Source organism: Microbacterium sp. ZW3a (assembly GCF_057167165.1).
This window is the reverse complement of sequence record NZ_CM169903.1, coordinates 1229793-1255668: the sequence shown is the minus strand read 5'-3', so window position 1 is coordinate 1255668 and position 25876 is coordinate 1229793. Positions and strand designations below refer to the sequence as shown.

Here is a 25876-nt window from a genome sequence, read left to right as displayed (position 1 = left end):
GTCAGCGCTCGCGCGTGAGCCACTCGCGCACCCGCGGCAGCGGCCACGTCGTGACAATGCGTTCGGCGGGGACTCCCGCCGCCTCGGCGCGCGCGGCGCCGTGGTCCAGCAGCGAGAGCTGACCCGGTGCATGCGCATCCGAGTCGATCGAGAAGAGGCATCCCTCCGCCAGCGCCAGCGCCAACAGGTCGTCGGGCGGGTCCTGCCGCTCCGGCCGGGAGTTGATCTCGACGGCGACTCCCGACGCGGCACACGCCGCGAAGACCGCGTGCGCGTCGAACTCCGAGGGTGGACGAGTTCCGCGCGCCCCCTCGACGAGTCGGCCCGTGACGTGGCCCAGCACATCGACGCGCGCGTCGCCGACCGCGGTCACGAGTCGGCGCGTCATCGCGGCGCTGTCCATACGTAGCTTCGAGTGCACCGAGGCGACGACCACGTCGAGCTCGCGCAGGAGCGCATCTTCCTGATCGAGCGCCCCGTCGTCGAGGATGTCGACCTCGATGCCCGTGAGGAGCGTGAACCCCTCGCCGGACAGCCCCCGGACAATGTCGATCTGCGCACGGAGTCGCTCGGGCGACAGCCCGTTCGCCACCGTCAGCCGCGGCGAGTGATCGGTCAGTGCCAGATATTCGTGCCCCAGGCGCCGCGCCGCATCGACCATCTCCGGAATCGACGTCAGCCCGTCGGACCAGTCGCTGTGGCTGTGCAGATCACCGCGGAGCGCCCCGCGCAGTTCTCCGACGACGATGCCCGAGGCTGCGCGGAGGTCGGCCAGGCGTTCGGGCACACCGCCCGCCAGCGCTTCCTGGATCACGGCGAACGTGGAGTCGCCGATACCCGCGCGACGACGCAGGCCCGGATCCCGCAACTCCGCGTCGCTCAGCCCCTCGATCGCCGCGGCGGCCGTCCGGAACGCCTTCGACTTGTAGCGCGAGGACCTCTCCCGCTCGAGCAGATACGCGATCTCGGTGAGGGCGTCGAGCGGGTGCACGGGCTACTCCGCCAAGGCCTGCGTCGTCGCGACCCAGTCGTCGAGCTTCGCCAGCGCGCGGCCGTCGTCGACCGCGGCCGCCGCGTCGGACATCGCCTCGGCGAGACGTTCCAGAATCGGACGCTGCACCTGCGCGGCATCCTGGAACAAGCGATACGACACGAGACCGGCCGCCGCGTTCAGAAGCACGATGTCGCGCACCGGCCCCGACTCGCCCGCGAGCGTGCGCCGCACGACCGCGGCATTGTGGTCGGGAGTGCCACCGAGCAGATCAGCGATGTCGGCCAGGGGGATGCCAAGATCTCGAGGATCCAGATCGTGCTCGTGAACGTCGCCGCGGCTGATCTCCCACACGCGGCTGTGCCCGGTCGTGGTGAGTTCGTCGAGCCCATCATCGCCACGGAAAACCAACGCGGTCGCGCCGCGGGTGCGGAATACGCCGGTGATCAAAGGCACACGATCCAGGTGCGCCACGCCGACGGCGTTGGCCTCGGCGCGCGCCGGGTTGCACAGCGGGCCCAGGAAGTTGAAGACCGTCGGGACCCCGAGCTCGGCACGAGTAGGCCCGGCGTGACGGAATCCCGGGTGAAAAGCGGCGGCGAAAGCAAAGGTGATGCCGGTGCGCTCGAGAGTCTCGGCGACGGCAGCCGGATCGAGCGTGAGGGCGATCCCCAGAGAAGAGAGGACGTCGGACGACCCGGACGCCGAACTCGCCGCACGATTGCCGTGCTTCACGACGGGAACCCCGGATGCCGCCGCAACCACGGCCGCCATGGTGGAGATGTTGACCGTGCCGTAGCGATCGCCGCCCGTCCCGACGATGTCGAGCACCTCGGCTCGAACGGGGAGGGGAACCGCCGACTCGAGGATCGCATCGCGAAAGCCGACGATCTCTTCGACCGTCTCACCCTTGGCACGCAGGGCGATGAGAAACCCGGCCAGCTGCGACGGGGTCGCCTCTCCCGACATGACACGCCGCATGGCCCACGTGGACTCCGAGACGCTGAGGTCGCGGCCCTCCAGGAGCGAGGTGAGCAGATCGGGCCAGGTCAAGCGTTCCGCCATGCCATGATCCTTCCACACGGCGGTGCCCGCACGCCGCCGTGCTCGACCCGCGGAACCCCATGCGCACCGGGGATTCGTTGCTGATTCTTAGGCTTCCCTAAGTCTCGACGATGGAATATCTCCAGCTGGAGGTGCGAATATCGCGCTCTCGGATCGCGCATAATGGGATGGTGACGACCCCAGCGACGTATTCCCAGGCCGTGCGTGCCGTGAAGCGGCCAGACCCGGTCGCTGTTGGCACCATCGTGTGGCTGGGCAGCGAGGTCATGTTCTTCGCCGGCCTGTTCGCGATCTACTTCACTCTGCGCAGCACGTCCGCGCCCCTCTGGGCCGAAGAGACGCAGCTGCTCAACGTTCCCTTCGCGACCGTCAACACGATCATCCTCGTGTTGTCCTCGGTCACGTGTCAGATGGGCGTGTTCGCCGCCGAGCGGTACCAGCCGTACACGGTGAAGACGAACAGCTTCTGGCAGCGCTGGGGCATGGTGCAGTGGTTCTACCTCACCTTCATCCTCGGCGCGATCTTCGTGTCGGGTCAGGTGTGGGAGTACGCGACGCTGGTGGCCGAGGGCATGCCCATCAGTGCCAACCCCTACGCCTCGGCCTTCTACCTGACCACCGGCTTCCACGCCCTGCACGTGACGGGTGGCCTCATCGCCTTCCTCCTCGTCATCGGCCGCGCGTACGCCGTGAAGAACTTCGGGCGCAAAGAGATGACCACCTCGATCGTCGTGTCGTACTACTGGCACTTCGTCGACGTCGTCTGGATCGCGCTGTTCTTCGTCATCTACTTCCTGAAGTAAGAGAGCTGCACCTCCCATGGCACGAGAGAAGAAGCCGCGTCGGTCCCACGGACGCCGCAGTCCCCTGGCCGCCGCCGCACTGATCGGCATCGGCCTCCTCCTCACCGGCGGCGTGTACGCCGGTGCGTCGGCGGCGATGGCCGCCACCGACACCCCGACGAGCGTGGCGAATTCGGCCAGCTCGGTCGAAGAGGGCGAGAAGCTGTTCCAGGCGAACTGCGCCACCTGTCACGGTCTCGATCTGCAGGGCAGCGAGCAGGGCCCGTCGCTCTTCGGCGTCGGTGAACTGTCGGTGCACTTCCAGGTCTCGACCGGCCGCATGCCCCTCCAGGCGCAGGGCCCTCAGGCCCCGCAGAAGCCGGTGCAGTTCACCGAGGAGCAGATCAACGCGATCGCGGCCTACGTGCAGTCGTCGGCCCCCGGCCCGACCTACCCGACGGCCGACATCGTCGACGGCGAGGGCGACCTCTCCCGCGGTGCGGAGCTGTTCCGCATCAACTGCGCCATGTGCCACAACGTCGCCGGCGCGGGCGGTGCCCTCACCGAGGGCAAGTGGGCTCCCGACCTCCACACGGTCACGCCGGTCAACATGTACGCAGCGATGGTCACGGGCCCGCAGAACATGCCGGTCTTCAACGACCTCAACCTCACGCCCGAAGACAAGCGCGACGTCATCTCGTACCTGATGTTCCTTCAGAAGTCCGAGTCCCCCGGCGGCTTCGCGCTCGGATCGCTCGGTCCGGTCTCGGAGGGCCTTTTCATCTGGATCTTCGGCATCGGAGCGCTCATCGCGCTCACCGTGTGGATCACGGCGAAGTCCAACTGATCGTCGTCATCGACATTACGTAACGTACGAGGAGCACCATGGCACACGAGGAAGACGCACTCGAGCACGAGAGGGCTTCATGGAAGCCCGCCTCCGGGCTCGCCGTCGCGGTTCCCGACCCCGTGGACAACCCCGGTCTCCCGGGGCACCGTCAGCGCATGACCGACCAGGATCCGCAGGCGATGAAGCGTGCGGTCCGCACGGTCTACACACTGTTCTACTTCTCGGTCGCCGCGAGCATCTGGGCGAGCATCGCCTACATGATCTTCCCGATCGAGTCGGGCGCGCTGATCGACATCCGCTACAACAACCTCTTCATCGGTCTGGGTATCGGGTTCGCCCTGCTGGCCATCGGTATCGGAGCCATTCACTGGTCCAAGGCCGTGATGTCCGACAAGGAGTACATCGAGGACCGTCACGCCACCCGTGGGCGCGACACCACCCGTGAGGGTGCGGTCAACGTCTTCGTCGAGGCCAACGAGGAATCGGGCTTCGGTCGCCGCGAGATCATCCGCAACTCGATGTTCGCTGCTCTCGCGGCCTCGATCATCCCCGGCATCACTCTGTTCCGCGGCCTCGCGCCGCAGGACCAAGACCCGGTCGAACTGCTCAGCCACACCATGTGGGAGGGCGGCATGCGCCTGGCGCACGACCCCTCGGGGCGCCCGATCCGCGCCGCCGATGTGACGCTGGGATCGGCCTTCCACGTCATCCCGGAGGAGCTCGCGGGCCTCGGCCACGACGAGGGGTACCTCGAAGAGAAGGCGAAGGCCATCGTGCTGCTCATGCGTATGCAGCCCGAGCAGCTGAACCCCGAGACCAACCGCATGGATTGGACGTACGACGGCATCGTCGCGTACTCCAAGGTGTGCACGCACGTCGGGTGCCCGGTCGCGCTCTACGAGCAGCAGACCCACCACCTCCTGTGCCCCTGCCACCAGTCGCAGTTCGACGTCGCCAACGGCGCGGCCGTCATCTTCGGCCCGGCCGCCCGTCCCCTGCCGCAGCTTCCGATCACCGTCGACGCCGAGGGCTACCTCGTCGCGCAGAGTGACTTCCAGGAGCCCGTCGGCCCCAGCTTCTGGGAGCGCTCATGAGCACCACTCATCCCACGGAGAACGTGACCACCGAACCCGCCGTGCACTCCGGCCCCTCGAACGGCGGTCGTGACGGCAAGCCGCTCGGCGGCCGGTTCGTCGGCGCCGCGGCGAACTACCTCGACGAGCGCACCAGCGTGTCGGGCATCGTCAAGGAGCTCGGTCGCAAGATCTTCCCCGACCACTGGTCGTTCATGCTCGGCGAGATCGCCCTGTGGAGCTTTGTCGTCGTTCTCCTGTCGGGGACGTTCCTCACGTTCTTCTTCCAGGCGTCGATGGTCGAGACGCACTACAACGGCGCCTATGAGCCCATGCGCGGTATCGCGATGTCGGCGGCCATGGAGTCGGCCCTGCACATCTCGTTCGACCTCCGCGGCGGTCTGCTGGTGCGACAGATCCACCACTGGGCGGCACTGGTCTTCGTTGCCGGCATCGGTGTGCACATGCTCCGCGTGTTCTTCACCGGTGCCTTCCGTAAGCCGCGCGAGCTCAACTGGGTCGTCGGCTTCATCCTCTTCATCCTCGCGATGGCCGAGGGCTTCACGGGCTACTCCCTCCCCGACGACCTGCTCTCGGGCAACGGTCTGCGCATCATCGACGGCATGATCAAGGGTCTGCCTGTCATCGGCACCTGGACCTCGTTCCTCCTCTTCGGCGGCGAGTTCCCGGGTACCGCGATCGTCGGTCGTCTCTACACGCTGCACATCCTGCTGCTGCCCGCGATTCTGGTGGCGCTGCTGGCTGTGCACCTCATGCTGATGATCATCAACAAGCACACGCAGTTCGCGGGCCCCGCCCGGACGAACAGCAACGTCGTGGGCTACCCGATGCTCCCCGTCTACGCCTCGAAGATGGGCGGCTTCTTCTTCATCACGTTCGGTGTGATCGTGCTGATCGCTGCGCTCGTGACGATCAACCCCATCTGGAACTACGGTCCGTACGACCCGTCGCCGGTGTCGGCGGGTACCCAGCCCGACTGGTACATCGGCTTCGCCGACGGCATGCTGCGACTCATTCCGCCGCACCTCGAGTTCGTGCTCTGGGACCGCACCTGGTCGTGGAACATCATCATCCCCGTCGGCGTTCTGGGCCTGTTCATCGTCACTGTGATGATCTACCCGTTCATCGAGGCGTGGATCACCGGTGACAAGCGTGAGCACCACATCGCGCAGCGCCCGCGTAACGCCGCGACCCGGACCGCGATCGGTGCCGCCGGCGTGACCTTCTACGCCGTCATGTGGGCCGCTGCCTCGTCCGACATCATGGCGACGCACTTCCACCTCACGATGGAGGGTGTGATTCACGCCCTCCAGGCTCTGCTGATCCTGGGCCCGATCGTCGCCTACTTCGTCACCAAGCGCATCTGCATCGCGCTGCAGAAGAAGGACCGCGAGATCGCCCTGCACGGCTACGAGTCGGGACGAATCGTCCGCCTCCCCGGCGGCGAGTACATCGAGGTGCACCAGCCCGTCGATGAGTACGAGCGGTGGAAGCTGGTCGACAACGAGACGTACGAGCCCCTGGTTGTGCGTCCGAACGATCGTGGCCAGATCTCTTGGCACCAGAACTTCCGTGCGTCGCTTTCGCGCTGGTTCTTCGAGGACCGCCTCGCGCCCCTCACCCAGGCCGAGATCGATGCCGCGGTCGCCCACCAGCACCACGAGCTCGATCACATCGACCACGAGGAGACCGACGAGATCGCCGGCGCGAACGCCCGTGCGGACGCCGATGGCCGCCCGCGGATGGCGATCGGTGAGCGGACCGAGGTCGAGTTCCCCGCCCCCAAGGGCCTCGACGAGAAGAACCACCCGAACGACAAGGGCGAATGACCCGAGACGAAACCCCGGTGCTGATGCACCGGGGTTTCGTCGTTTCCACGTGGCGTCACTCCAGCGACACGGAACGCCGACTGGCAGGATGGCGCGGATGAATGGCATCCGTCCCTCTCCCCCACTTCTCACCCCGCGCGATATCGTCACGCTATGACCGACGCCCTCGCGTATTTCTCTGCCCGGCTCGCGCACGAGACGGACCCCTCGGACGTCTACGCCGCCCAACGGGCCGGTGACGCCTTCGTGCTCGTCGACGTCCGCGGCGACGCTGCCTGGACCCAGGGACGCATCACAGGCGCCATCCACATGCCCTACGCAGAGATCCCCGACCGTGCCCTCCGGGAGATTGACCCGGAGACACCGGTGGTCGTCTACTGCTGGAGCCCGGGGTGTAATGCCGGTCAGAAGGGCGCACTGGCCTTCGCACAGCTCGGGTACCGCGTCCGGGAGATGATCGGCGGGTATGAGTACTGGGTCCGAGAGGGGCAGCCGTACGAGAACGACGAAGGTCCGTGTGAGCGCGTCTTCGACCCCACGGTGATGGTGGTCCGCCGCTGACGCTGCGCGCTCCGCGCCGCAGCTCGGGCAGGTCTCCACGTCACAGCAGCCGGAAGGCGCCGTCGGGAGCCGCTCAGGCGGTCTCTACGTCCTCCGTGAACCACCGGGCGGCAGAGCCGAAGAAGACCGGATCGCTGCCGTTCGCGCTCTCGTCGACGACATCACAGACGACGACCGTCACGTTGTCACGGGTTCCCGCCTCGAGAGCCACGGCGACGGCAGAGGCCGCCGCTGCCCGCGGGTCTTCCGCCTCCGCGATCAGCCGGGCGATATCGACCTCCGGAACGTAGTCGGTCAGGCCGTCGCTGCAGAGCATCCACCGATCCCCCGGGAGGGGAACGTGCTCGGCAACCGAAACGACGTCGCCCTCGGAGCCGGCAAGCGACGCCGTGATGATGTTGCGGCGTGGGTGTGCGGCCGCAGCCTCCGGCGAGAGCAGTCCGTGGTCCACCAGCGCCTGAACGTACGAGTCGTCTCGGGTCTGGCGTCCGAACTGACCGTCGCGCAGAAGGTAGGCACGAGAGTCACCGGTATGGGCAAGGAGCAGCTCCTGGTTCACACCGAGGAAGACACCCGTGAACGTCGTCGCCATGCCCTGCAGGGCGGGGTCGCGCTCGACGTGAGCCCTAATGTCCCAGTTCGCTTCGCGGATGCGAACCAAAAGGCCGTCCGCGTCGAGGTCGGAGCCGCGCGTTGCAACGAGGCGGTGCACGAGGGCGGCCGAAGCAAGATCCCCCGACGGGCCGCCACCGACACCATCAGCCACCGCCGCACCCCAGGACGCCGCAAAAGCGGCGTCCTGGTTGGTGAGACGGTGGGCGCCGACGTCGGAAACGGCGGCCGCATTCAACCGAAGGGGCACGGGATCAGCGCGCGAAGTACCCGCGGTAGTACTCGTATACCCAGCCAACGATGGCGATCGCGAAGATGCCGAACGCGATGGGGAGCATCCAGCTGCCCACGGCCAGACCGATGGCGGCGACGGCCGCCGAGCCCGCGAGCACGATGGGCCACCACGACCACGGGCTGAACTCGCCCATCTCGGGGTCGCCGTCGTCGATGTCGGCGGTCAGGGAGTCTTCGGGCAGATCAGCACCGTTTTGTGCCTTGAGCACACGGCTGATGTAGAACCCGATCATCGCGCTCATCAGGCCCATGAAGACCAGAGCGACCGTGCCGACCCACTCCACCCCGCCGTGACCGACGAGGCTCCACACCACATACACCGCGGCGATGAAGAAAGCGAAGCCGGTGAGGATCCACCAGAGATTGACGTTGGTGCGCACTTACTTGACCTCTCCAGCAGCCGCGTCGACGACGGGCGTATCGGGGGCGTCCTTGGCCGGGCCCACACCGACCGGGATACCGGCCTCGGGGTGGTTCAGGTCGAAGGCGGGGCGCTCACTACGGATGCGCGGGATGGAGGTGAAGTTGTGACGCGGCGGGGGGCACGAGGTGGCCCACTCCAGCGACGCGCCGTAGCCCCACGGGTCGTCCACCGTCACGCGCGGCGCCTTGCGCGCGGTGATCCAGACGTTCAGCAGGAACGGGATCATCGAAGCACCGAGGATCATCGATCCCACCGTGGAGAGCTGGTTGCCCCACGTGAATCCGTCCGCGGCCGCATAGTCGGCGTAGCGCCGCACCATGCCGTCGACACCCAACCAGTGCTGGATGAGGAAGGTCATGTGGAAACCGATGAACAGCATCCAGAAGTGGACCATGCCCAGACGCTCGTTCAGCATCTTTCCGGTCCACTTAGGCCACCAGAAGTAGAAGCCGGCGAACATCGCGAAGACGACGGTTCCGAACACGACGTAGTGGAAGTGCGCGACGACGAAGTACGAGTCCGACAGGTGGAAGTCCAGCGGCGGCGACGCGAGGATCACACCGGTCAGTCCGCCGAACACGAACGACACCAGGAATCCGAGAGCGAACACCATCGGGGTCTCGAACGTCACCGAACCGCGCCACAGCGTACCGATCCAGTTGAAGATCTTCACGCCGGTCGGAACCGCGATGAGCATCGTCATCAGCGCAAAGAACGGCAGGAGCACGCCACCGGTCACGTACATGTGGTGGGCCCACACGGCGACAGAGAGAGCCGCGATCGCGATCGTCGCGTAGACGAGAGTCTTGTATCCGAAGATGGGCTTCCGGCTGAACACGGGGAAGATCTCGGAAACGATGCCGAAGAACGGCAGCGCGATGATGTACACCTCGGGGTGGCCGAAGAACCAGAACAGGTGCTGCCACAGGAGCACACCACCGTTCTCGGGGTTGTAGATCTGTGCGCCGAGCACGCGATCCGCGGCCGCGGCGAAGATCGCGGCGGCGAGAACCGGGAAAGCCAGCAGAATCAGGATGCTCGTGATGAGCGTGTTCCACGTGAAGATCGGCATGCGCCACATGGTCATACCCGGCGCGCGCATCGTCAGCACCGTGGTGATGAAGTTCACCGCACCCAGGATCGTGCCGAAACCACTGATGCCGAGTCCGAGCATCCAGAGGTTTCCGCCGACACCCGGCGAGAAGCTGGCGTTGGCCAGCGGCTGGTACGCGAACCATCCGAATCCGGCGGCACCCTGCGGGGTGAGGAAGCCCGACACCGCAATAGTGGAGCCGAAGAGGAACAGCCAGAACGCGAACGCGTTCAGACGAGGGAACGCCACGTCGGGCGCACCGATCTGCAGCGGCAGCAGTGCGTTGGCGAAACCGGCGAACAGCGGCGTCGCAAACATCAGCAGCATGATCGTGCCGTGCATGGTGAACAGCTGGTTGTACTGCTCTTTGGTCGGGATGATCTGCATACCGGGCTCGAACAGCTCGGCGCGGATGATGAGCGCCATCACGCCACCGAGCATGAAGAAGATCACCGACGCGATCAGGTACATGTACCCGATCGTCTTGTGGTCGGTGGAGGTGATCCACTTGACGACCAGGTTTCCCTTCTGCTCAACACGGGTCGTGCTGAGCAGAGCGGCTTGACGCGGCGGGAGAGTCGTCGGGCGCGAAGAGCCCGTCCCCTGGAGCGGAAGCGTCGTGGCCATGATCACTCGTTCCCTTCGGTGCCGGCCGTGCTGAGGTTCTGCAGGCGCGACAGGTCGCTGATGTCGCCGACATCGCCGGCCGCGCGAAGCGTGTCGAGGTAGTCCTCGTACTCGGCTTCGCTGACGACCTTGACGTTGAACAGCATGGCGGAGTGGTATTCGCCGCACAGTTCGGCGCACTTGCCCTCGTACGTGCCTTCACGGGTCGGGGTGAACGACCAGAAGTTCTCGCGGCCGAGGTACATGTCTTTCTTGTATAGGAAGTCGATGATCCAGAACGAGTGGATCACGTCGCGCGAGCGCAGCTCGATCTGCACCGTCTTGTTGACGGGGAGGTAGAGCGTCGGGACGTTCTCCAGGTCGTAGCCGTCGGCGGTCGCGTCGGCCTGGACACCCATCGAGTAGACCGCGTCGGAGTTGTCTTCCTGCTCACCGTTGTACTGGAAGTCCCAGGCCCACTGCTTGCCGTACGCGGTGATGGAGACCTCGGGGTCTTCGTACTGCGTCTCGAGCGTGTTCTGGTCACGCGCGGTGAACGCGAAGAATCCCACGACGAGGATCAGCGGCACGACCGTGTAGAAGATCTCGACGGGCATGTTGTACCGCAGCTGAACCGGCAGGCCCGACTGCCCCTTGCGGCGACGGTAGGCGATGACGGCCCACAGCATGAGGCCCCACGTGATGACACCGACCGCGAGGAGCACGATCCACGAGTTGACCCACAGACCGGCCACCATGTCGGTGTGGTTCGTGGCGGGAGTGCCGTCGTCGACGAAGCCCGGCAGGAAGCCATGGAGCTGCGACGTGGTGCAGCCGGAGAGGAGTGCGACGGAAGCGATCCCGACGGGGACGGCTGCCCAGCGAAGGCGACGTTTGGAGGGCACAGGGCACCTTTCCGGGTCGTGGATGTTGCTCTCGACAGTCTAGAGCAACCTCTTACGGTTCTCTGGCCATTCGTCCAGCACCGAAGCATCGAAAACCCCCGGGTTTCACGGTGTGATCCGCGATTCCCGGGGGTCGTCGAGTTCGGCGCCGGAGCGTCGTGCGAGCGTCAGTGGAAGCTGTCGCCGCACGCGCAGGAGCCCTGCGCGTTGGGGTTGTCGATCGTGAAGCCCTGCTCCGAGATCGTGTCCTTGAAGTCGATGCTCGCACCGTCGAGGTACGGCACGCTCATGTCATCGACGATGACCTCGACGCCGTCGAAGTCGACGACCTTGTCGCCGTCGAGATAGCGCTCGTCGAAGTACAGCTGGTAGATCAGGCCCGAGCATCCGCCCGGCTGCACGGCGACGCGCAGACGCAGGTCGTCGCGCCCCTCCTGGGACAGCAGGCTCTTCACCTTGTCGGAGGCGGCGTCGGTGAGGGCGACTCCGTGCTCGCGGGTAACGGCGTCGGACGACAGTGTCGTGTCGGTCATGGCGTGGCCCTTCGGGTCGTTCGGTCGCGGGGACGAGATGATTCTACGCCCGCCTCGCCCCCGCGGCCCCGATCAGACGGTACGGCGGTTCAGGCGCTCCAGCAGAAGTGCCTCCGAGACGAGGGCGTTGCCGAACGTCTCGAGGTGGAGCGACTCGTTCGGACTGTGTGCGCGAGCGTGCGGATCCTCCACGCCCGTCACGAGAATCTGCGCGCCGGGGAACTCTCGCACCAGGTCCGCGATGAACGGGATGGACCCCCCGACGCCGACGTCGACGGAGTCGACGCCGTACCCCTCCGCGAAGGCGGCACGGGCATCCTCCACGGCCCAGCCGGAGGTGTCGACCAAGAAGGCGTCGCCGCAGTCGACGTCGCTGAACTCCAACTGCGCACCGAAGGGGGCGTGCGCACGCAGATGCGCCTCGACAGCGGCATACGCCTCTTCGGCGGACTGGCCGGGCGCGACCCGCGTGCTGATGACCACGCGGGTCTGCGGGGCCAAGGTGTTCGACGCAGACGCCACCGGGGTGGCATCCCATCCCGTGATCGTGACGGACGGCTTGTTCCACAGGCGGCTAAGGATGCTGTCGCGCCCGATCGGCGACACACCCTCGAGCAGTCCGGACTCGGCGCGGAGCGTGTCCTCGTCGTAGTCGGGAGTCTCAGCCTCCCGCACCTCGAGGCCCTCCACGGCGACGGCGCCGTCGTCGTCCCACAGCGTCGCGAGCAGCTTGACCGTGGCGAGCATGGCATCCGGCACCGCACCGCCCATCATCCCCGAGTGCGAGGCGTGGGCGAGCGTGCGCACCGTGAGCGTGAAGCGCGCGTTGCCGCGCAGCGAGACCGTCAGCCCGGGCGTGCGCTCGTCCCAGTTGCCGGAATCGGCCACAACGATCACGTCGGAACGCAGAACGTCGGCATGATCAGCGAGGAACTGCGCGAACGAGCGGGAGCCGTACTCCTCTTCTCCCTCGATGAACACGGCGAGGCCGAGGTCGAGATCGTCGCCGAGCGTGTCGGCGAGAGCGCGGATCGCTCCCACGTGCACCATGATTCCCGCCTTGTCGTCGGCGGCACCGCGGCCGTAGAGACGACCATCGCGCACCGTCGGCTCGAAGGGCGGGGACTCCCACAGCTCGTCGTCGCCGGGGGGCTGGACGTCGTGGTGCGCGTACAGGAGGACCGTCGGGCGACCGTTCCGCGCCGGACGGGAAGCGAGCACCGCCGGCTGCCCCGTCTCGTCGGTGCCGGGGATCGCGGCGCGCGCCACCTCGACGCGGTCGAAGACGCCCGTGCCACGCAGGAGCTCGGCCACGGCGTCGGCGCTCCGCGCCACGGCGGACTGGTCGAACGCCGGCCAGGCGACGGAGGGAATGCGCACGAGGGCGCCGAGATCGGCGAGGGCGGAGGGGATGCCGGCGGACGCGGTGGCGCGCACGGCGTCCTGCCGGGACAGGTCGAGGGTCATGCGGGTAATCTTAAGTCTCCCGATCCAGCGATCTCTCGAGGTTTCCCGTGGCCAAGTCCCCCGCACCCGTTCCCAATGACACGCCCGTCGAGCCGGCGTTGACCGGTTCGGGGAAGGGACGCGCGACGCCCTCGCGCGCCGAGCAGGAGGCCGCGCGCAAGCGACCGCTCGTGCCCGACACCAAAGAAGCCAAGGCCCGCGCACGCGCCGAACTCTCCGCGCAGCGCGAAAAGGCGCGGGTCGGCATGGCCGCCGGCGACGAGCGCTACCTCCCGGTACGTGACAAGGGTCCGCAGCGTCGGTTCGCGCGCGACTTCGTCGACGCCGGCTGGCACCTCGGCGAGGGCGTGATGCCCTTCATGATCCTCGTCATCGTGCTGACGCTGGTCCCGAACGGCTTCTTCCAGTACTGGTCGTTCGTGGCGCTGTGGATCTTCATCCTCTTCGTCATCGGCGACATGATCATCACGTCGATCCGCGTCAAGCGCGCCGCGAAAGAGAAGTTCGGCGAGGGCAACCTCGAGAAGGGCCTCGGCTGGTACGCCGCTATGCGCACGGTGCAGATGCGCTTCATGCGTCTCCCGAAGGCACAGGTCAAGCGCGGACAGCACCCCGCCTGATCCGCCGATTTCACGGCGGCGCGTCTCCGGGCGCGCCGCCGTTTTTCGTTCCGGGCGCGGGGCCCGACTCAGCGAGGCCCGGCGAGACCGCGATTGATCTGCCGCGCCCACAGCGGGCCGCGGTACAGGAACGCCGTGTACCCCTGGACGAGGGTCGCCCCGTGGGCGAGCCGCTCGCGGACATCGTCGGCGGTGCCGACTCCCCCGGCCGAGATCACCACGAACTCCTCCGGAACGACCTCGCGGACGAGATCCAGCACCTGGAGCGCCCGCTCCTTCAGCGGGGCTCCGGAGAGTCCGCCGGCCCCCGCGGCCTCGACCACCGCATCGGGGGTGCGAAGACCGTCGCGCGCGATCGTGGTGTTCGTGGCGATGATGCCGGCCAGCCCCGCGTCGACCGCGAGCCGCGCGATGTCGCGCACCTCGTCGTCGGCCAGGTCGGGGGCGATCTTGACCAGCAGGGGCGTCTCGCCCGCCGCATCGCGTACCGCCGTCAGCAGCGGCCGGAGGGTTTCGACCGCCTGCAGCCCCCGCAAGCCGGGAGTGTTGGGCGAGGACACATTGACGACGAGGTAGTCGGCGAGCGGCGCCAGCAGACGCGCACTCCGGACGTAGTCGGTCGTAGCATCCTCGACCGCCACCGCCCGGCTCTTGCCGATGTTGACGCCGATGACGGGGCGGCGGCGCGACCGGCGCAGGGCCCGCAGGCGCCGTGCCGCAGCCTCGGCTCCCTCGTTGTTGAACCCCATCCGGTTGATGACCGCTCGATCTGCCACGAGGCGGAAGAGCCGCGGCTTCGGGTTTCCCGGCTGCGGCAGCGCCGTGACCGTACCGACCTCGACGTGACCGAAACCGAGCGCACGCAGCCCGAGACCCATCGTGACGTTCTTGTCGAACCCGGCGGCCACGCCGAACGGAGAGTCGAACGTGAGCCCGAGCGCGTCGACGCGCAGTGACGGCGCGGGGGCCGTGGTGCGACGGACGACGGATGCCACGGGTGCCAGGCCCGCGGCCCGGATGACGACAGCCCCGAGGTGGTGGGCGAACTCGGGGTCGAGGCGGCTCAGGACCGAGCGAAAGAGAAGGGGATACATCCCCGCCAGGCTACTGGACGTCGTCGGTGATGCTCAGCCCCGCCGCCGCCCGCGCAGCGTGGTCGGCGCGCAACTGCGCGATCGCGGCATCGAAGTCGTCGAGCGACTCGAACGCCTGGTAGACGCTCGCGAACCGGAGGTAGGCGACCTCGTCGAGCTCGCGCAGCGGCCCCAGAATGGACAGGCCGATCTCGTTCGCCTCGATCTGCGACGAGCCCGTCTGGCGGATCGCCTCCTCGACCTGCTGAGCGAGCATGGCCAGATCGGCATCCGTCACGGGTCGCCCCTGGCATGCCTTGCGCACGCCCGACATGACCTTCTCTCGGCTGAACGGTTCGACGACGCCGGAGCGTTTGATCACGTTGAGACTCGCGGTCTCCACCGTCGAGAAGCGGCCGCCGCACTTCGGGCACTGCCGACGGCGACGGATGCTGAGTCCGTCATCGCTCGTGCGGGAGTCGATGACGCGCGAGTCAGGGTTGCGGCAGAACGGACAGTGCATGGCGGACCCCGATCAGTCGACGAAGCGTGCCGTGACGGCCTCGCCGTGCGCGGGCAGGGCCTCGGCGTCGGCGAGAGTGACGATGGCCTCGTGCACCGCCGCCAGGGCATCGCGGTCATACTCGATGACCTGCTGAGGACGCAGAAAGGTCGCCGCCGACAGACCCGCGCCGTAGCGCGCCTGGCCCCCGGTGGGGAGGACGTGGTTGCTTCCGGCGAGGTAGTCGCCGAGACTCACCGGCGTGTAGGGGCCCACGAACACCGCACCGGCATTGACGTAGTCCTCGGGGCGGGGATCGGCCAGGTGGAGCTCGAGGTGCTCGGGGGCGTAGGCGTTGCTGAATGCGGTCGCCTGCGCGATGTCGTCGACGAGCACGATCGCCGACTGCGGGCCGTCGAACGCCGCCCGGACACGCGCGGAGTGCCGCGTGGCCTCCACTCGCGGCTCGAGCGCCGCGCGCACGGCGTCGGCGAGACCCGGGGTGTCGGTGACGAGGACCGCCGAGGCCTGCTCGTCGTGCTCTGCCTGGCTGACCAGATCGGCCGCCACCAGTGCGGCATCAGCGGTGGCATCGGCCACGACGAGGATCTCGGTGGCTCCGGCCTCGGAGTCGGTGCCCACGCGCCCCGCAACGGCGCGCTTGGCGGAGGCGACGAAGTTGTTGCCGGGCCCGGTGACGACGTCGACCGGATCGAGCCCGAGTGCCGCGATGCCGTGGGCGAAGGCGCCGATGGCACCCGCTCCCCCCATCGCGTACACCTCGGTCACGCCGAGCAGACGCGCGGCGGCGAGGATCACCGGGTGCACGCGCCCCCCGAACTCGGCCTGGGGCGGCGACGCGAGGGCGACTTCGCGCACCCCGGCCACCTGGGCCGGGACGACGTTCATGACGACACTGGAGGGGTAGACGGCCTTTCCACCCGGCACGTACAGACCCACGCGCCGCACCGGCTGCCACCGCTGGGTGACGCGGGCACCGGGGCCGAGCTCGGTGACCGAGGGAGCGGGAATCTGGGCAGCGGAGGCCGCACGCACGCGGCGGATCGCCTCGTCGAGCGCGGCGCGGATACCAGGGTTGAGGCCGGCCACTGCCTCGTCGAGGTGTGCCGCGGGGACCGCGATCGCGTGGTCGCTCACACCGTCGAACCGCGCCGCCTGCTCGCGCAGGGCCTCTTCGCCGCGGTGCGCGACGTCGTCGACGATCCGGGCGGCCGTGGCCAACGCCTCATCGCGGGCGGCATCGGCCCGAGGAACCACGGCGAGGAACTCGGCCGGTGAGAGCACACGGCCGCGTAGATCGATGGTGCGGAGCATTCGTCCAGGCTACCGCCCGACAGCGAGCCGCCCGTCGGGGAACGGGCGGCTCGCCGGGGTTGCTCAGCCGCGCGTGACGCCGGAGACGTCGTGGAGGTAGCCGATACGCCCGTCGTCGTGGCGGATGACGAACGTTTCTCCGCGATCCTCGATCACGAGCGCCCACGCCGAGGGCCCGATGCGGAAGATCGGGGTGCCGTAGTCGTCGACGACCTCGCGCTCCTCCGGCGACAGAGCCCAGAACGCCTGGGGCTGCGCCTGCCGAGCCGACGGGTCGTGCGCCGCGCGCGGTTCGTGCTCGCCCGACGACGCCGAAATCACGTCGGTGTCGTGGGTGTCACCGTGCGTCGGGAGCACCGAGGTCGCGGGCTCGGCGTCGGTGTGCGACGGCTCGGTCGAACCCGTGTAGCTGCCCGGGCCCGCACCGTGCGAGACGAACTCGTCGGCCCGGGACGGCTCGGGGTCTGCCGCGGGCGTCGCCGTGCGCGCCGGGCGGGGCTGGGGCGGGCGCGGGGTGACGGGACGGACGGGGCGGGCGTTGCGGTGTGCAGGAGCGTCGGGGCGACCCTGGAAGTCCTGCTCGAACGGCGGGATCACGGGCGCGAAGACCGTCAGAACGACGCCCGCCAAGGTGAAGACGGCGCCCACCCACACGACCCACGTACGTGTCCACAGACCGGTCTCGATCGCGACCGCCACGGTGTCCCACACCCAGGCCACCCACACCAGGGCGGCGACCGAGAACGCCACCGAGGCGAACTGATCGATGCCCAGGGAGCCCACCCGGCGGATTCCCTGCGGCGAGAGCCGACGCAGCACCAGGAGGCCGACGGCCACGGTGGGAAGGGCGACCGCGGGGATCCACCAGAGTCCGGACAACCAGACGTTGGACCCGCCACCGAGGACCCTCACGTTGGCCGGGAGGTTGTTCAGGGGGAAGAAGGACACGAGGAAGGTCACGGCCCAGAGGCCCAGGAGCGAGACCTCGCGCACAGAGAACGGCCCGACGCCGTATTGCGGCGCCTCGCTGGGCAGGGCGGCGCCTTCGGTCGCCGGGGAGCGGTGCGCGTTGACGTGGTCGCGCGCGCCGAACTGTCGCGCGGGTGCGGCAGAGGCTACCGCGTCCTCGCGCACGGCGTCATCGTCGCTGTCGAGCGACGACGGGCGTTCGGCCTCCTCGTGGGCGGCCGACCGGGTCTGGTCGTGCGCGACCGCGTCCCGCTCGTCCGGCTCCCGCGCGGAGTCGATCTTCGTCGCCGGGTCGGCCGGCTCGGCGGGGAGGTCGTCGTAGCGATCGGTCACGATTGTCCTTTCCTCGGGCGCCGGAGCGTCCGTCGTCTTTCTGAGGATGGCCACTGCCGGCCCCGGATGCCGCGGGTTGACACTACGCGGCTCGACTCACCCCAGGCAGTTCGGGCCGAGCAGTCCCTTCAGCTCCCCGAAGAGGTCGGCCGTCACACGGACCGGCAGGGGCACCTCGAAGACCTTCGCGGTCCCGCCTTTGTGGAGCTTGAGAGTCACCTCCGTGTCTCCCGCGTGCCGCTGGAGCATCTGGGCGAGCTCACCGACGAGGGTCTCGTTCGCCCGTTGCTCGGGCACCACGAGGGTCAGTCCGCTGAGGGCGTCGAAGCCCTCCAGGTCGGGGGTGAACGCAGCCTGGGCGTGCAGGTTCAGTCCGTCGTCGCGCCGAGACACCCGGCCCCGGACAACGAGGATCGAGTCGGCCTCGAGGATCGGCGCGAATTCGGCGTATGTCTTGCCCATGAACATGACCGTCACCTCGCCATTGAAGTCCTCGACCGTGACCATGCCGTACGGGTTGCCGCTCTGCTTCGCCACGCGATGCTGGACGCTCGTGAGCAGCCCCGCCACCGTGACCTGATCGCCGTCTTGCACGTCGTCGGAGGCCAGGAGGTCGTGGATCGAGGTCGACGCGTGCTTGGCGAGCGGAACCTCGAGGCCGGCCAGGGGGTGGTCGGACACGTAGAGCCCCAGCATCTCGCGCTCGAAGGCGAGCTTGTCTTTCTTGGTCCACTCGGGACGCTCGGGGACCTTGGCTACCTGCTGCGGCTCGTCCCAGAGGGAGTCGAAGTCGAAGCCGACCTCGCCGTTGGCCTCTCGACGCTTATCGAGGACAGCCCCCTCGCACGCATCCTCGTGCACCTCGACGAGCGCCCGGCGAGTCGATCCGAGCGAGTCGAAGGCCCCCGCCTTGATGAGCGACTCGACGGTGCGCTTGTTCGCCACGTGCAGGGGCACCTTCGACAGGAAGTCATGGAACGAGGTGTAGGGCGCCTCTTGCCGCGCCGCGACGATCCCGTCGACGACGTTCGCGCCGACGTTGCGAACGGCGCCGAGCCCGAAACGGATGTCTTCGCCGACGGCGGCGAAGTAGCGGATCGACTCGTTGACATCGGGCGGGAGCACCCGGATACCCATTCGGCGACACTCGTTGAGGTACACCGCCATCTTGTCTTTCGAGTCGCCGACGCTCGTCAGCAGCGCGGCCATGTACTCGGCCGGGTAGTGCGCCTTCAGGTAGGCCGTCCAGTACGACACGAGCCCGTAGGCAGCGGTGTGCGCCTTGTTGAAGGCGTAGTCGGCGAAGGACTCCAGAACCTTCCACAGCGTCTGTTGCGCCACCTCGCCGAAGCCGCGTTCGGTCATGCCGCCGAAGAAGATCTCTTTCTGCTTGTCGAGCTCGCTCTTCTTCTTCTTGCCCATCGCGCGGCGGAGCAGATCGGCCTGGCCCAGGGTGTAGCCGGCCACTCGCTGAGCCACCGCCATCACCTGCTCCTGGTACACGATCAGGCCGTAGGTGGTGTCGAGGATGTCGGCGAGGGGCTCTTCGAGCTCGGGGTGGATCGGCTCGATCTCCTGCTGCTTGTTCTTGCGCAGCGCGTAGTTGATGTGCGAGTTCACGCCCATCGGGCCCGGGCGGTAGAGCGCGAGGACGGCCGAGATGTCTTCGAAGTTGTCGGGGCGCATGAGCCGCAGGAGCGAGCGCATCGGGCCGCCGTCGAGCTGGAACACCCCGAGCGTGTCGCCCCGGGCGAGCAACTCGTACGACGCTGCGTCGTCGAGGGCGAGGTCTTCGAGCACGAGCGGGTGGCCGCGGTTCGCCTCGATGTTGTCGAGCGCGTCGTTGATGATCGTGAGGTTGCGCAGCCCCAGGAAGTCCATCTTGATCAGCCCGAGCGATTCGCAGGCGGGGTAATCGAACTGCGTGACGATCTGGCCGTCTTGCTCGCGGCGCATGATCGGAATGATGTCGATCAGCGGCTCGCTCGACATGATGACACCCGCGGCGTGCACGCCCCACTGGCGCTTCAGGTTCTCGAGCCCGAGGGCGGTGTCGAAGACCGTCTTGGCCTCGGCATCCGTCTCGATGAGCGTGCGGAACTCGCTCGCCTCTTTGTACCGGGGGTGCTCGGGGTTGAACATGCCGTCGAGCGGCATGTCTTTGCCCATGACCGCCGGGGGCATGGCTTTGGTGAGCTTGTCGCCCATGCTGAACGGGAAGCCGAGCACGCGCCCGGCGTCTTTGAGGGCCTGCTTGGCCTTGATGGTGCCGTACGTGACGATCTGCGCGACGCGCTCGTCGCCGTACTTCTCGGTGACGTACTGAATGACCTCGCCGCGGCGACGGTCGTCGAAGTCGACGTCGAAGTCGGGCATGGAGACACGGTCGGGGTTGAGGAAGCGCTCGAAGATCAGACCGTGCTGGAGGGGGTCGAGATCGGTGATCTTCATGGCGTAGGCGACCATGGACCCCGCGCCCGAACCGCGACCGGGACCCACGCGGATGCCGTGGTCTTTTGCCCAGTTGATGAAGTCGGCGACGACGAGGAAGTAACCGGGGAAACCCATCTGCAAGATGACGCCGGTCTCGTACTCGGCCTGCTTCCGCACGGCATCCGGGATGCCGCCGGGGTAACGATCGCGCAGGCCGTTCTCGACCTCTTTGATCATCCAGCTGTCTTCGGTCTCGCCATCGGGGACCGGGAAGCGCGGCATGTAGTTGGCCGAGGTGTTGAACTCCACGTCGCAGCGCTCGGCGATGAGGAGGGTGTTGTCGCACGCCTCGGGGTTGTCGCGGAACACCTGCCGCATCTCGGCGGGCGACTTGACGTAGTAGCCGTCGCCGTCGAACTTGAATCGCTTGGGGTCGTCGAGCGTCGATCCCGACTGCACGCAGAGCAGCGCCGCGTGGCTCGTCGCGTCGTGCTGGTGCGTGTAGTGGAGGTCGTTCGTGCCGACGAGAGGGATGCCGAGGTCTTTGGAGATCCTCAGCAGATCGCCCATGACGCGCCGTTCGATCGACAGACCGTGGTCCATGATCTCGGCGAAATAGTTGTCTTTGCCGAAGATGTCTTGGAACTCGGCGGCCGCGGCGCGGGCGGCGTCGTACTGCCCGAGCCGGAGGCGCGTCTGCACCTCGCCCGAGGGGCACCCGGTGGTCGCGATGAGACCCTTGCTGTACGTCTGCAAGAGGTCGCGGTCCATGCGGGGCTTGAAGTAGTACCCCTCCATGCTCGCCTTAGACGACAGCCGGAAGAGGTTGTGCATGCCCTCGGTCGTCTCGGACAGCAGAGTCATGTGCGTGTACGCGCCGGAACCGGAGACGTCGTCGCTCTGCTGCTCGGGAGTACCCCAGCGCACGCGCGACTTGTCGGAACGGTGGGTGCCGGGGGTCACGTACGCCTCGATACCGATGATCGGCTTGATTCCGGCGTCTTTCGCGGTCTTGTAGAACTCGAATGCGGCGAACGTGTTGCCGTGGTCGGTCACCGCGATCGCGGGCATGCCCTGTTTGACGGCCTCGTTGACCATGGGTCCGATGCGAGCGGCACCGTCGAGCATGGAGTACTCGCTGTGCACGTGAAGGTGAACGAAGGAGTCTGCTGCCACCCGTCGAGTGTACGTTCCCCCTCCGACATGGCATCCGTTACCGTGGGCGCGTGCCCACACCCAACTTCGTTCTGGAACTCCGCCGCCACGTCGGCACCCGCCCGCTCCCCCTCGTCGGCGTGACCGCCGTCATCGTGCGCGGCGATGAGCTGCTGCTCGGCCGGCGCAGCGACAACGGACGGCTCACCCCCGTGACCGGCATCGTCGACCCGGGTGAAGAACCGGCGGATGCCGCGGCGCGCGAGGCCGAAGAGGAGGCGGGCGTCCGCATCCGGGTCGCGCGTCTGGCCTGGGTGCACCAGATCCCCCGGGTCACCTACGACAACGGAGATCAGAGCGACTACCTCGATCTGACCTTCGCGTGCGACTGGATCTCGGGCGATCCCGTGCCCGTCGACGGCGAGATGACGGAGGTCGGGTGGTACCCGATCGCCGGGGCGGACGACATCTTGGATGCCGATATGGCAGACCGTGTGCGCGCCGCACTGACCGACGGTCCCACGCGGTTCGAGTTCCGAGACCGCTGAGCCGAGCCGCGCGAGTGCGGGTCAGGCCCCGTCGCGGAGAACGTCCAGCGCGTGCTGGAGATCAGCGGGATACGGGGACTCGAAGCTCGACCATTCCCCCGTGGCCGGATGGGCGAACGCCAGCCGGTGCGCGTGCAGCCACTGGCGAGTGAGCCCGAGGCGAGCGGAGAGCGTCGGGTCGGCGCCGTAGAGCGGATCACCGGCGCACGGATGCCGGTGCGCGGCCATGTGGACGCGAATCTGGTGCGTACGGCCGGTCTCGAGGTGAATCTCCAGCAGCGACGCCCGCGGGAAAGCCTCGAGGGTCTCGTAGTGCGTGACCGAGTCCTTGCCGTCGGGGGTGACGGCGAACTTCCACGAGTGACTCGGATGCCGTCCGATGGGGGCATCGATCGTGCCGGCGAGCGGGTCGGGGTGCCCCTGCACGACGGCGTGGTAGATCTTGTCGACCGTCCGCTCCTTGAACGCAGCCTTCAGGACCGAATAGGCATGCTCGGTCTTGGCGACCACCATGAGTCCGCTGGTCCCCACATCGAGACGGTGCACGATCCCGCGGCGTTCGGCGGCACCACTGGTCGCGATGCGGAACCCCGCGGCGGCGAGGGCGCCGAGCACCGTCGGTCCTTCCCACCCGATCGAGGGGTGGGCTGCGACCCCCGTGGGCTTATCGACCACGACGATGTCGTCGTCGTCCCACACGATGCCAAGATCGGGGACCGCGACGGGCACGACCTCAGGGTCGCGTTTGGGTTCCCACTCGACACTCAGCCAGTCCCCCGCCCGCAGGCGGTCGGAGCGTCCGACGGCGCGGCCGTCAACGCTCACGCCGCCGGCGTCGGCAACCTCGGCCGCGAACGTGCGAGAAAAGCCGAGCATCTTCGCCAGCGCCTGGTCGACGCGCGTTCCCTCGAGCCCGTCAGGAACGGGCAGGCTCCGCGACTCCATGTCAGCGCGAACCCTGCTCACCGGGTGCGTCAACGGCGTCGTCCGCGGCGGCCGCATCGGCGTCGCGTGAGGCTTGCGTCTCACGCGTGCCGTCGAGACGGAGACCGAACAGCACCAGGAGCGCGACGGAAATCATCATCGACACGATGAAGATGTCGGCCACGTTGTAGATGGCGGGCATCATCCAGGGGGTGGAGATGAAGTCGACGACGTGCCCGACCGGGAAACCGGGTGCGCGCAGCAGACGGTCGGTCAGGTTGCCCAGCACACCACCGAGCAGCAGACCGAGGACAACGGCCCACAGCCGCGACCGGACGCGCGTCGCCGCGAGATAAACGATGACTCCCGCCACTACCGCGAGGGCGATCGTGAAGATCCACGTCACCCCCTCGCCGAGCGAGAAGGCGGCGCCCGGGTTTCGGACGAGATAGAACTGCAGGGCGTCACCGAGCACCGGGACGACCCGCTCCGGGGGGAGCGTGTCGATGGCGATCATCTTCGCCACCTGGTCGGCGGCCAGCACCGTCACCGCGAGGATCGCGACGAAGGCGCCGGCCGCCGCCGAACGCAGAGGAGATCGACTGCGCAAAGAGTCGGCCTACAGACCGATCGCCGAGACGGGCGTGGAGCCCGACGACGAACCCGCGGTGTCGAGATCGCGGAGCTGGCCCTCGATGTAGGAACGCAGCTGCGAACGGTAGTCGCGCTCGAAGTTGCGAAGCTCGGTGATGCGACCCTCGAGCGTGGTGCGCTCCTTCTCGAGACGGGCACGCTCTTCGCGGCCCTTCTTCTCGGCCTCGGCCACGATCGAGGCGGCCTGGGCCTGAGCCTCGGAGACGAGCTGGTCGCGCTGGGCCTTACCTTCGGCGACGTGCTCGTCGTGGAGGCGCTGCGCCAGCTCGATGATGCCCGCGCTCTGCGCGGCGGCGGGAGCAGCCTCACCCTCGGTGGCGGGGGCCACTGCGGGAGCCGGGGCGGGCACATCGGCGACGACGGGCTCCTCGGCCTCGGGGGCCGCAGCGGCGGGCGCGGCGTCACCGGACTCGAGCGCGGCAAGCTTGGCCTTCAGCTCTTCGTTCTCGGCGATCGTCTTGCGCCACTCAACGACGATCTCGTCGAGGAAGTCGTCGACCTCATCGGGGTCGAAACCCTCCTTGAAGCGAACGTGCTGGAACTGCTTGGTGACGACGTCATCGGGGGTCAGTGCCATGGTGTTTCCTCTTTCGAGAGCTCTGAATGGGAACTGGGGGGGTGTCGCACCGGGGCACACCGCTTCGGAACAGCATAGCCGCCGCCCTTCTCCGGTGTCGAAGGGCGGCGGCGGGTGAGGTCACAGGGCCGCGAGCGACCGCGTCACACTCAGTAGGAGGAAGCACGCGAACATCGTGATCGCGAAGGCGAAGTCGATCGCGATACCGCCGATGCGCAGGGGCGGAATCACCCGACGCAGAAGGCGGATCGGCGGGTCGGTGACGGTATAGACGATCTCGGCGACCACCAGCATCGCCCCGCGAGGCCGCCACTCACGATTGAACATCGGGATGTACTCGAGCACCAATCGTGCCAGCAGCAGCACGATGTAGATGAACAGGAGCGCGCTGAGAATGGAGCCGACCAGGCTCAGGACGGCCACGATCGCTTACTGGGCAGCGAAGGGCGCGACGTCGGGGTCGGCCTGGGCGATCGCACCGTCGCCGGAGACGGCGATGTTCTCGGGCGAGAGCAGGAAGACCTTGCTCGTGACCCGCTCGATGCGTCCGTACAGACCGAGCGAGAGTCCGCTCGCGAAGTCGATCAGGCGACGCGCGTCGGCATCGCTCATCTGCGACAGGTTAATGATGACCGGAATACCCTCGCGGAAGTTCTCGGCGATCGTCTGCGCGTCGCGGTACTGCTTCGGGTGCACCGTGAGGATCTCGCTCACGGGGCCGGCGGCAGGCTGGCGCACGACGGCCGGGCGGTGCAGCGGGGTCACCGGAGCAGCTTTCTCGACCGGCGCAGGCGAAGCGGACTGCTTGCGCGCGACGGGCTGCGGTGCCGTCTCCTCATAGGTCTCCTCCTCGTCGGCGAGTCCCAGGTACACCATCGTCTTCTTGAGCGGGTTCGACATCGCATCCTCCGTTCGCTCGTCTGGTTCGAGGCTAGTCGCGTGGGGGCCTCGGGCCCGTGATTGCGGAACCGATCCGCAGGTGTGTCGCGCCCATCGCGATCGCTTCCGGGAAATCCCCCGTCATGCCCGCCGAGATCCAGTCCGCGTCGGGGACGACACGCCGTACGTCGTCGGCGCAGGCACGCAGCCGTTCGAAGGCGCGGGCGGGCATCTCGTCCAGCGGCGCGACGGCCATGACGCCGCGCAGCCGCAGACCCGCGAGCGACCGCACGTGCGCGGCGAGGGATTCGACGCCCGTCGGAGCGACACCCCCGCGGCCGGCGTCGTCGGTGAGATTGACCTGCACCAGCACGTCGAGCAGGTCACCGTCGCCCGCGGCATCCAGGGCGTCGGCGATCCGGGTGCGGTCAACCGAATGGACGACGTCGGATGCCGCGCGCACCGCGCGCGCCTTGTTCGTCTGCGCTTGCCCGATGAAGTGCCAGCGGAGGTCGTCGAAAGCGGCGAGTTCCGCGCGTTTGGCCGTGAGCTCCTGTTGACGGTTCTCCCCCACGTCACGGACGCCGAGAGCGTGCAGATCGGCGACGAGCGAGGCGGGGTGGAACTTCGTCACCACGATGCGGGTGATGCCGGAGGGGTCGCGGCCGGCCGTGCGGGCGGCCTCCGCGATCCGAGCGTCGACCGACGCAAGCCGATCAGCCAGGGCGGTGTCCATGTGTGCTCTCCTTCGACGACGCAGCGGGCCCG

26 protein-coding genes are annotated in these 25876 nt (G+C 67.8%); 7 read left to right on the top strand and 19 right to left on the bottom strand.

What is annotated here, in order from left to right; translation table 11 throughout:
- Position 1 precedes the first annotated feature (1 nt).
- Both ACU6WY_RS05820 and trpD read right to left on the bottom strand, forming a co-directional pair.
- Positions 2–991, bottom strand: a complete 990-nt coding sequence (locus tag ACU6WY_RS05820; protein WP_483821507.1) for a PHP domain-containing protein — start codon at positions 989–991, stop codon at positions 2–4.
- Positions 992–994: 3 nt separating this feature from the next.
- Positions 995–2056: an anthranilate phosphoribosyltransferase gene (trpD, locus tag ACU6WY_RS05815; RefSeq protein WP_483821506.1), complete on the bottom strand. Its 1062-nt coding sequence runs from the start codon at positions 2054–2056 to the stop codon at positions 995–997.
- A gap of 167 nt (positions 2057–2223) precedes the next feature.
- Between trpD and ctaE the strand changes: the two genes are divergently transcribed.
- The 5 genes from ctaE (at position 2224) to ACU6WY_RS05790 (ending at position 7172) form a co-directional block, all read left to right on the top strand.
- Positions 2224–2859 carry an aa3-type cytochrome oxidase subunit III gene (ctaE, locus tag ACU6WY_RS05810; protein ID WP_483821505.1) on the top strand — a complete coding sequence of 212 codons (636 nt, stop codon included), beginning with the start codon at positions 2224–2226 and terminating at the stop codon, positions 2857–2859.
- 16 nt (positions 2860–2875) lie between these two features.
- Entirely contained in the window at positions 2876–3685 is an 810-nt protein-coding gene (qcrC, locus tag ACU6WY_RS05805; protein WP_483821504.1) for a cytochrome bc1 complex diheme cytochrome c subunit, read from the top strand.
- Positions 3686–3723: 38 nt separating this feature from the next.
- A complete protein-coding gene (gene qcrA, locus ACU6WY_RS05800) occupies positions 3724–4782 on the top strand; it encodes a cytochrome bc1 complex Rieske iron-sulfur subunit (RefSeq protein ID WP_483821503.1) in 1059 nt (352 codons plus the stop codon).
- Complete coding sequence (gene qcrB / locus ACU6WY_RS05795; protein ID WP_483821502.1) at positions 4779–6611, top strand: cytochrome bc1 complex cytochrome b subunit; 1833 nt, start codon at positions 4779–4781, stop codon at positions 6609–6611. Before qcrA ends, qcrB begins: the two co-directional genes overlap by 4 nt.
- Positions 6612–6764: 153 nt before the next feature.
- Positions 6765–7172, top strand: a complete 408-nt coding sequence (locus ACU6WY_RS05790; RefSeq protein WP_483821501.1) for a rhodanese-like domain-containing protein — start codon at positions 6765–6767, stop codon at positions 7170–7172.
- A gap of 73 nt (positions 7173–7245) precedes the next feature.
- Here ACU6WY_RS05790 and ACU6WY_RS05785 read toward each other — a convergent pair whose 3' ends face one another.
- The 6 genes from ACU6WY_RS05785 to ACU6WY_RS05760 form a co-directional block, all read right to left on the bottom strand.
- Positions 7246–7938 (bottom strand): PP2C family protein-serine/threonine phosphatase, encoded by a 693-nt coding sequence (locus ACU6WY_RS05785; protein WP_483821500.1) that lies wholly within the window; start codon positions 7936–7938, stop codon positions 7246–7248.
- Between the two features lie 100 nt (positions 7939–8038).
- Positions 8039–8458, bottom strand: a complete 420-nt coding sequence (locus ACU6WY_RS05780; protein ID WP_483821499.1) for a cytochrome c oxidase subunit 4 — start codon at positions 8456–8458, stop codon at positions 8039–8041.
- A complete protein-coding gene (gene ctaD, locus ACU6WY_RS05775) occupies positions 8459–10222 on the bottom strand; it encodes an aa3-type cytochrome oxidase subunit I (RefSeq protein WP_483821498.1) in 1764 nt (587 codons plus the stop codon). It abuts the gene before it with no gap.
- 2 nt (positions 10223–10224) lie between these two features.
- A complete protein-coding gene (gene ctaC, locus ACU6WY_RS05770; RefSeq protein WP_483821497.1) occupies positions 10225–11106 on the bottom strand; it encodes an aa3-type cytochrome oxidase subunit II in 882 nt (293 codons plus the stop codon).
- 167 nt (positions 11107–11273) lie between these two features.
- On the bottom strand, positions 11274–11639 hold the full coding sequence (erpA, locus tag ACU6WY_RS05765) for an iron-sulfur cluster insertion protein ErpA (protein ID WP_483821496.1): 366 nt from the start codon (positions 11637–11639) through the stop codon (positions 11274–11276).
- A 72-nt stretch (positions 11640–11711) separates the two neighbouring features.
- Positions 11712–13106, bottom strand: coding sequence for a M20/M25/M40 family metallo-hydrolase (locus ACU6WY_RS05760; protein WP_483821495.1), 1395 nt, complete (start codon positions 13104–13106; stop codon positions 11712–11714).
- Between the two features lie 47 nt (positions 13107–13153).
- Here ACU6WY_RS05760 and ACU6WY_RS05755 point away from each other — a divergent pair, with 47 nt between their 5' ends.
- Positions 13154–13726: a DUF3043 domain-containing protein gene (locus ACU6WY_RS05755; RefSeq protein ID WP_483821494.1), complete on the top strand. Its 573-nt coding sequence runs from the start codon at positions 13154–13156 to the stop codon at positions 13724–13726.
- Between the two features lie 68 nt (positions 13727–13794).
- Here ACU6WY_RS05755 and ACU6WY_RS05750 read toward each other — a convergent pair whose 3' ends face one another.
- The 5 genes from ACU6WY_RS05750 to dnaE form a co-directional block, all read right to left on the bottom strand.
- Positions 13795–14820, bottom strand: coding sequence for a quinone-dependent dihydroorotate dehydrogenase (locus ACU6WY_RS05750; RefSeq protein ID WP_483821493.1), 1026 nt, complete (start codon positions 14818–14820; stop codon positions 13795–13797).
- 10 nt (positions 14821–14830) lie between these two features.
- Complete coding sequence (gene nrdR / locus ACU6WY_RS05745; RefSeq protein WP_483821492.1) at positions 14831–15322, bottom strand: transcriptional regulator NrdR; 492 nt, start codon at positions 15320–15322, stop codon at positions 14831–14833.
- Between the two features lie 12 nt (positions 15323–15334).
- Positions 15335–16636 carry a histidinol dehydrogenase gene (gene hisD, locus ACU6WY_RS05740; RefSeq protein ID WP_483821491.1) on the bottom strand — a complete coding sequence of 434 codons (1302 nt, stop codon included), beginning with the start codon at positions 16634–16636 and terminating at the stop codon, positions 15335–15337.
- A 63-nt stretch (positions 16637–16699) separates the two neighbouring features.
- Positions 16700–17938: a hypothetical protein gene (locus ACU6WY_RS05735; protein ID WP_483821490.1), complete on the bottom strand. Its 1239-nt coding sequence runs from the start codon at positions 17936–17938 to the stop codon at positions 16700–16702.
- Positions 17939–18034: 96 nt separating this feature from the next.
- The gene (dnaE, locus tag ACU6WY_RS05730) at positions 18035–21499 is read right to left on the bottom strand and encodes a DNA polymerase III subunit alpha (protein WP_483821862.1); all 3465 of its coding nucleotides are present in this window, start codon (positions 21497–21499) and stop codon (positions 18035–18037) included.
- A 98-nt stretch (positions 21500–21597) separates the two neighbouring features.
- On the opposite strand from dnaE, the gene ACU6WY_RS05725 reads away from it, so the two are divergent.
- Positions 21598–22074: an NUDIX domain-containing protein gene (locus ACU6WY_RS05725; RefSeq protein WP_483821489.1), complete on the top strand. Its 477-nt coding sequence runs from the start codon at positions 21598–21600 to the stop codon at positions 22072–22074.
- Between the two features lie 21 nt (positions 22075–22095).
- Here ACU6WY_RS05725 and ACU6WY_RS05720 read toward each other — a convergent pair whose 3' ends face one another.
- The 6 genes from ACU6WY_RS05720 to ACU6WY_RS05695 form a co-directional block, all read right to left on the bottom strand.
- Entirely contained in the window at positions 22096–23019 is a 924-nt protein-coding gene (locus tag ACU6WY_RS05720) for an RluA family pseudouridine synthase (RefSeq protein ID WP_483821488.1), read from the bottom strand.
- 1 nt (position 23020) lies between these two features.
- Complete coding sequence (lspA, locus tag ACU6WY_RS05715; protein WP_483821487.1) at positions 23021–23608, bottom strand: signal peptidase II; 588 nt, start codon at positions 23606–23608, stop codon at positions 23021–23023.
- Positions 23609–23617: 9 nt separating this feature from the next.
- Positions 23618–24229, bottom strand: a complete 612-nt coding sequence (locus ACU6WY_RS05710; protein ID WP_483821486.1) for a DivIVA domain-containing protein — start codon at positions 24227–24229, stop codon at positions 23618–23620.
- Positions 24230–24349: 120 nt separating this feature from the next.
- Positions 24350–24652: a YggT family protein gene (locus ACU6WY_RS05705; RefSeq protein ID WP_022877736.1), complete on the bottom strand. Its 303-nt coding sequence runs from the start codon at positions 24650–24652 to the stop codon at positions 24350–24352.
- A gap of 6 nt (positions 24653–24658) precedes the next feature.
- Positions 24659–25129: a cell division protein SepF gene (locus ACU6WY_RS05700; RefSeq protein WP_483821485.1), complete on the bottom strand. Its 471-nt coding sequence runs from the start codon at positions 25127–25129 to the stop codon at positions 24659–24661.
- A gap of 31 nt (positions 25130–25160) precedes the next feature.
- Positions 25161–25844, bottom strand: a complete 684-nt coding sequence (locus ACU6WY_RS05695; protein ID WP_483821484.1) for a YggS family pyridoxal phosphate-dependent enzyme — start codon at positions 25842–25844, stop codon at positions 25161–25163.
- Positions 25845–25876: the final 32 nt, after the last annotated feature.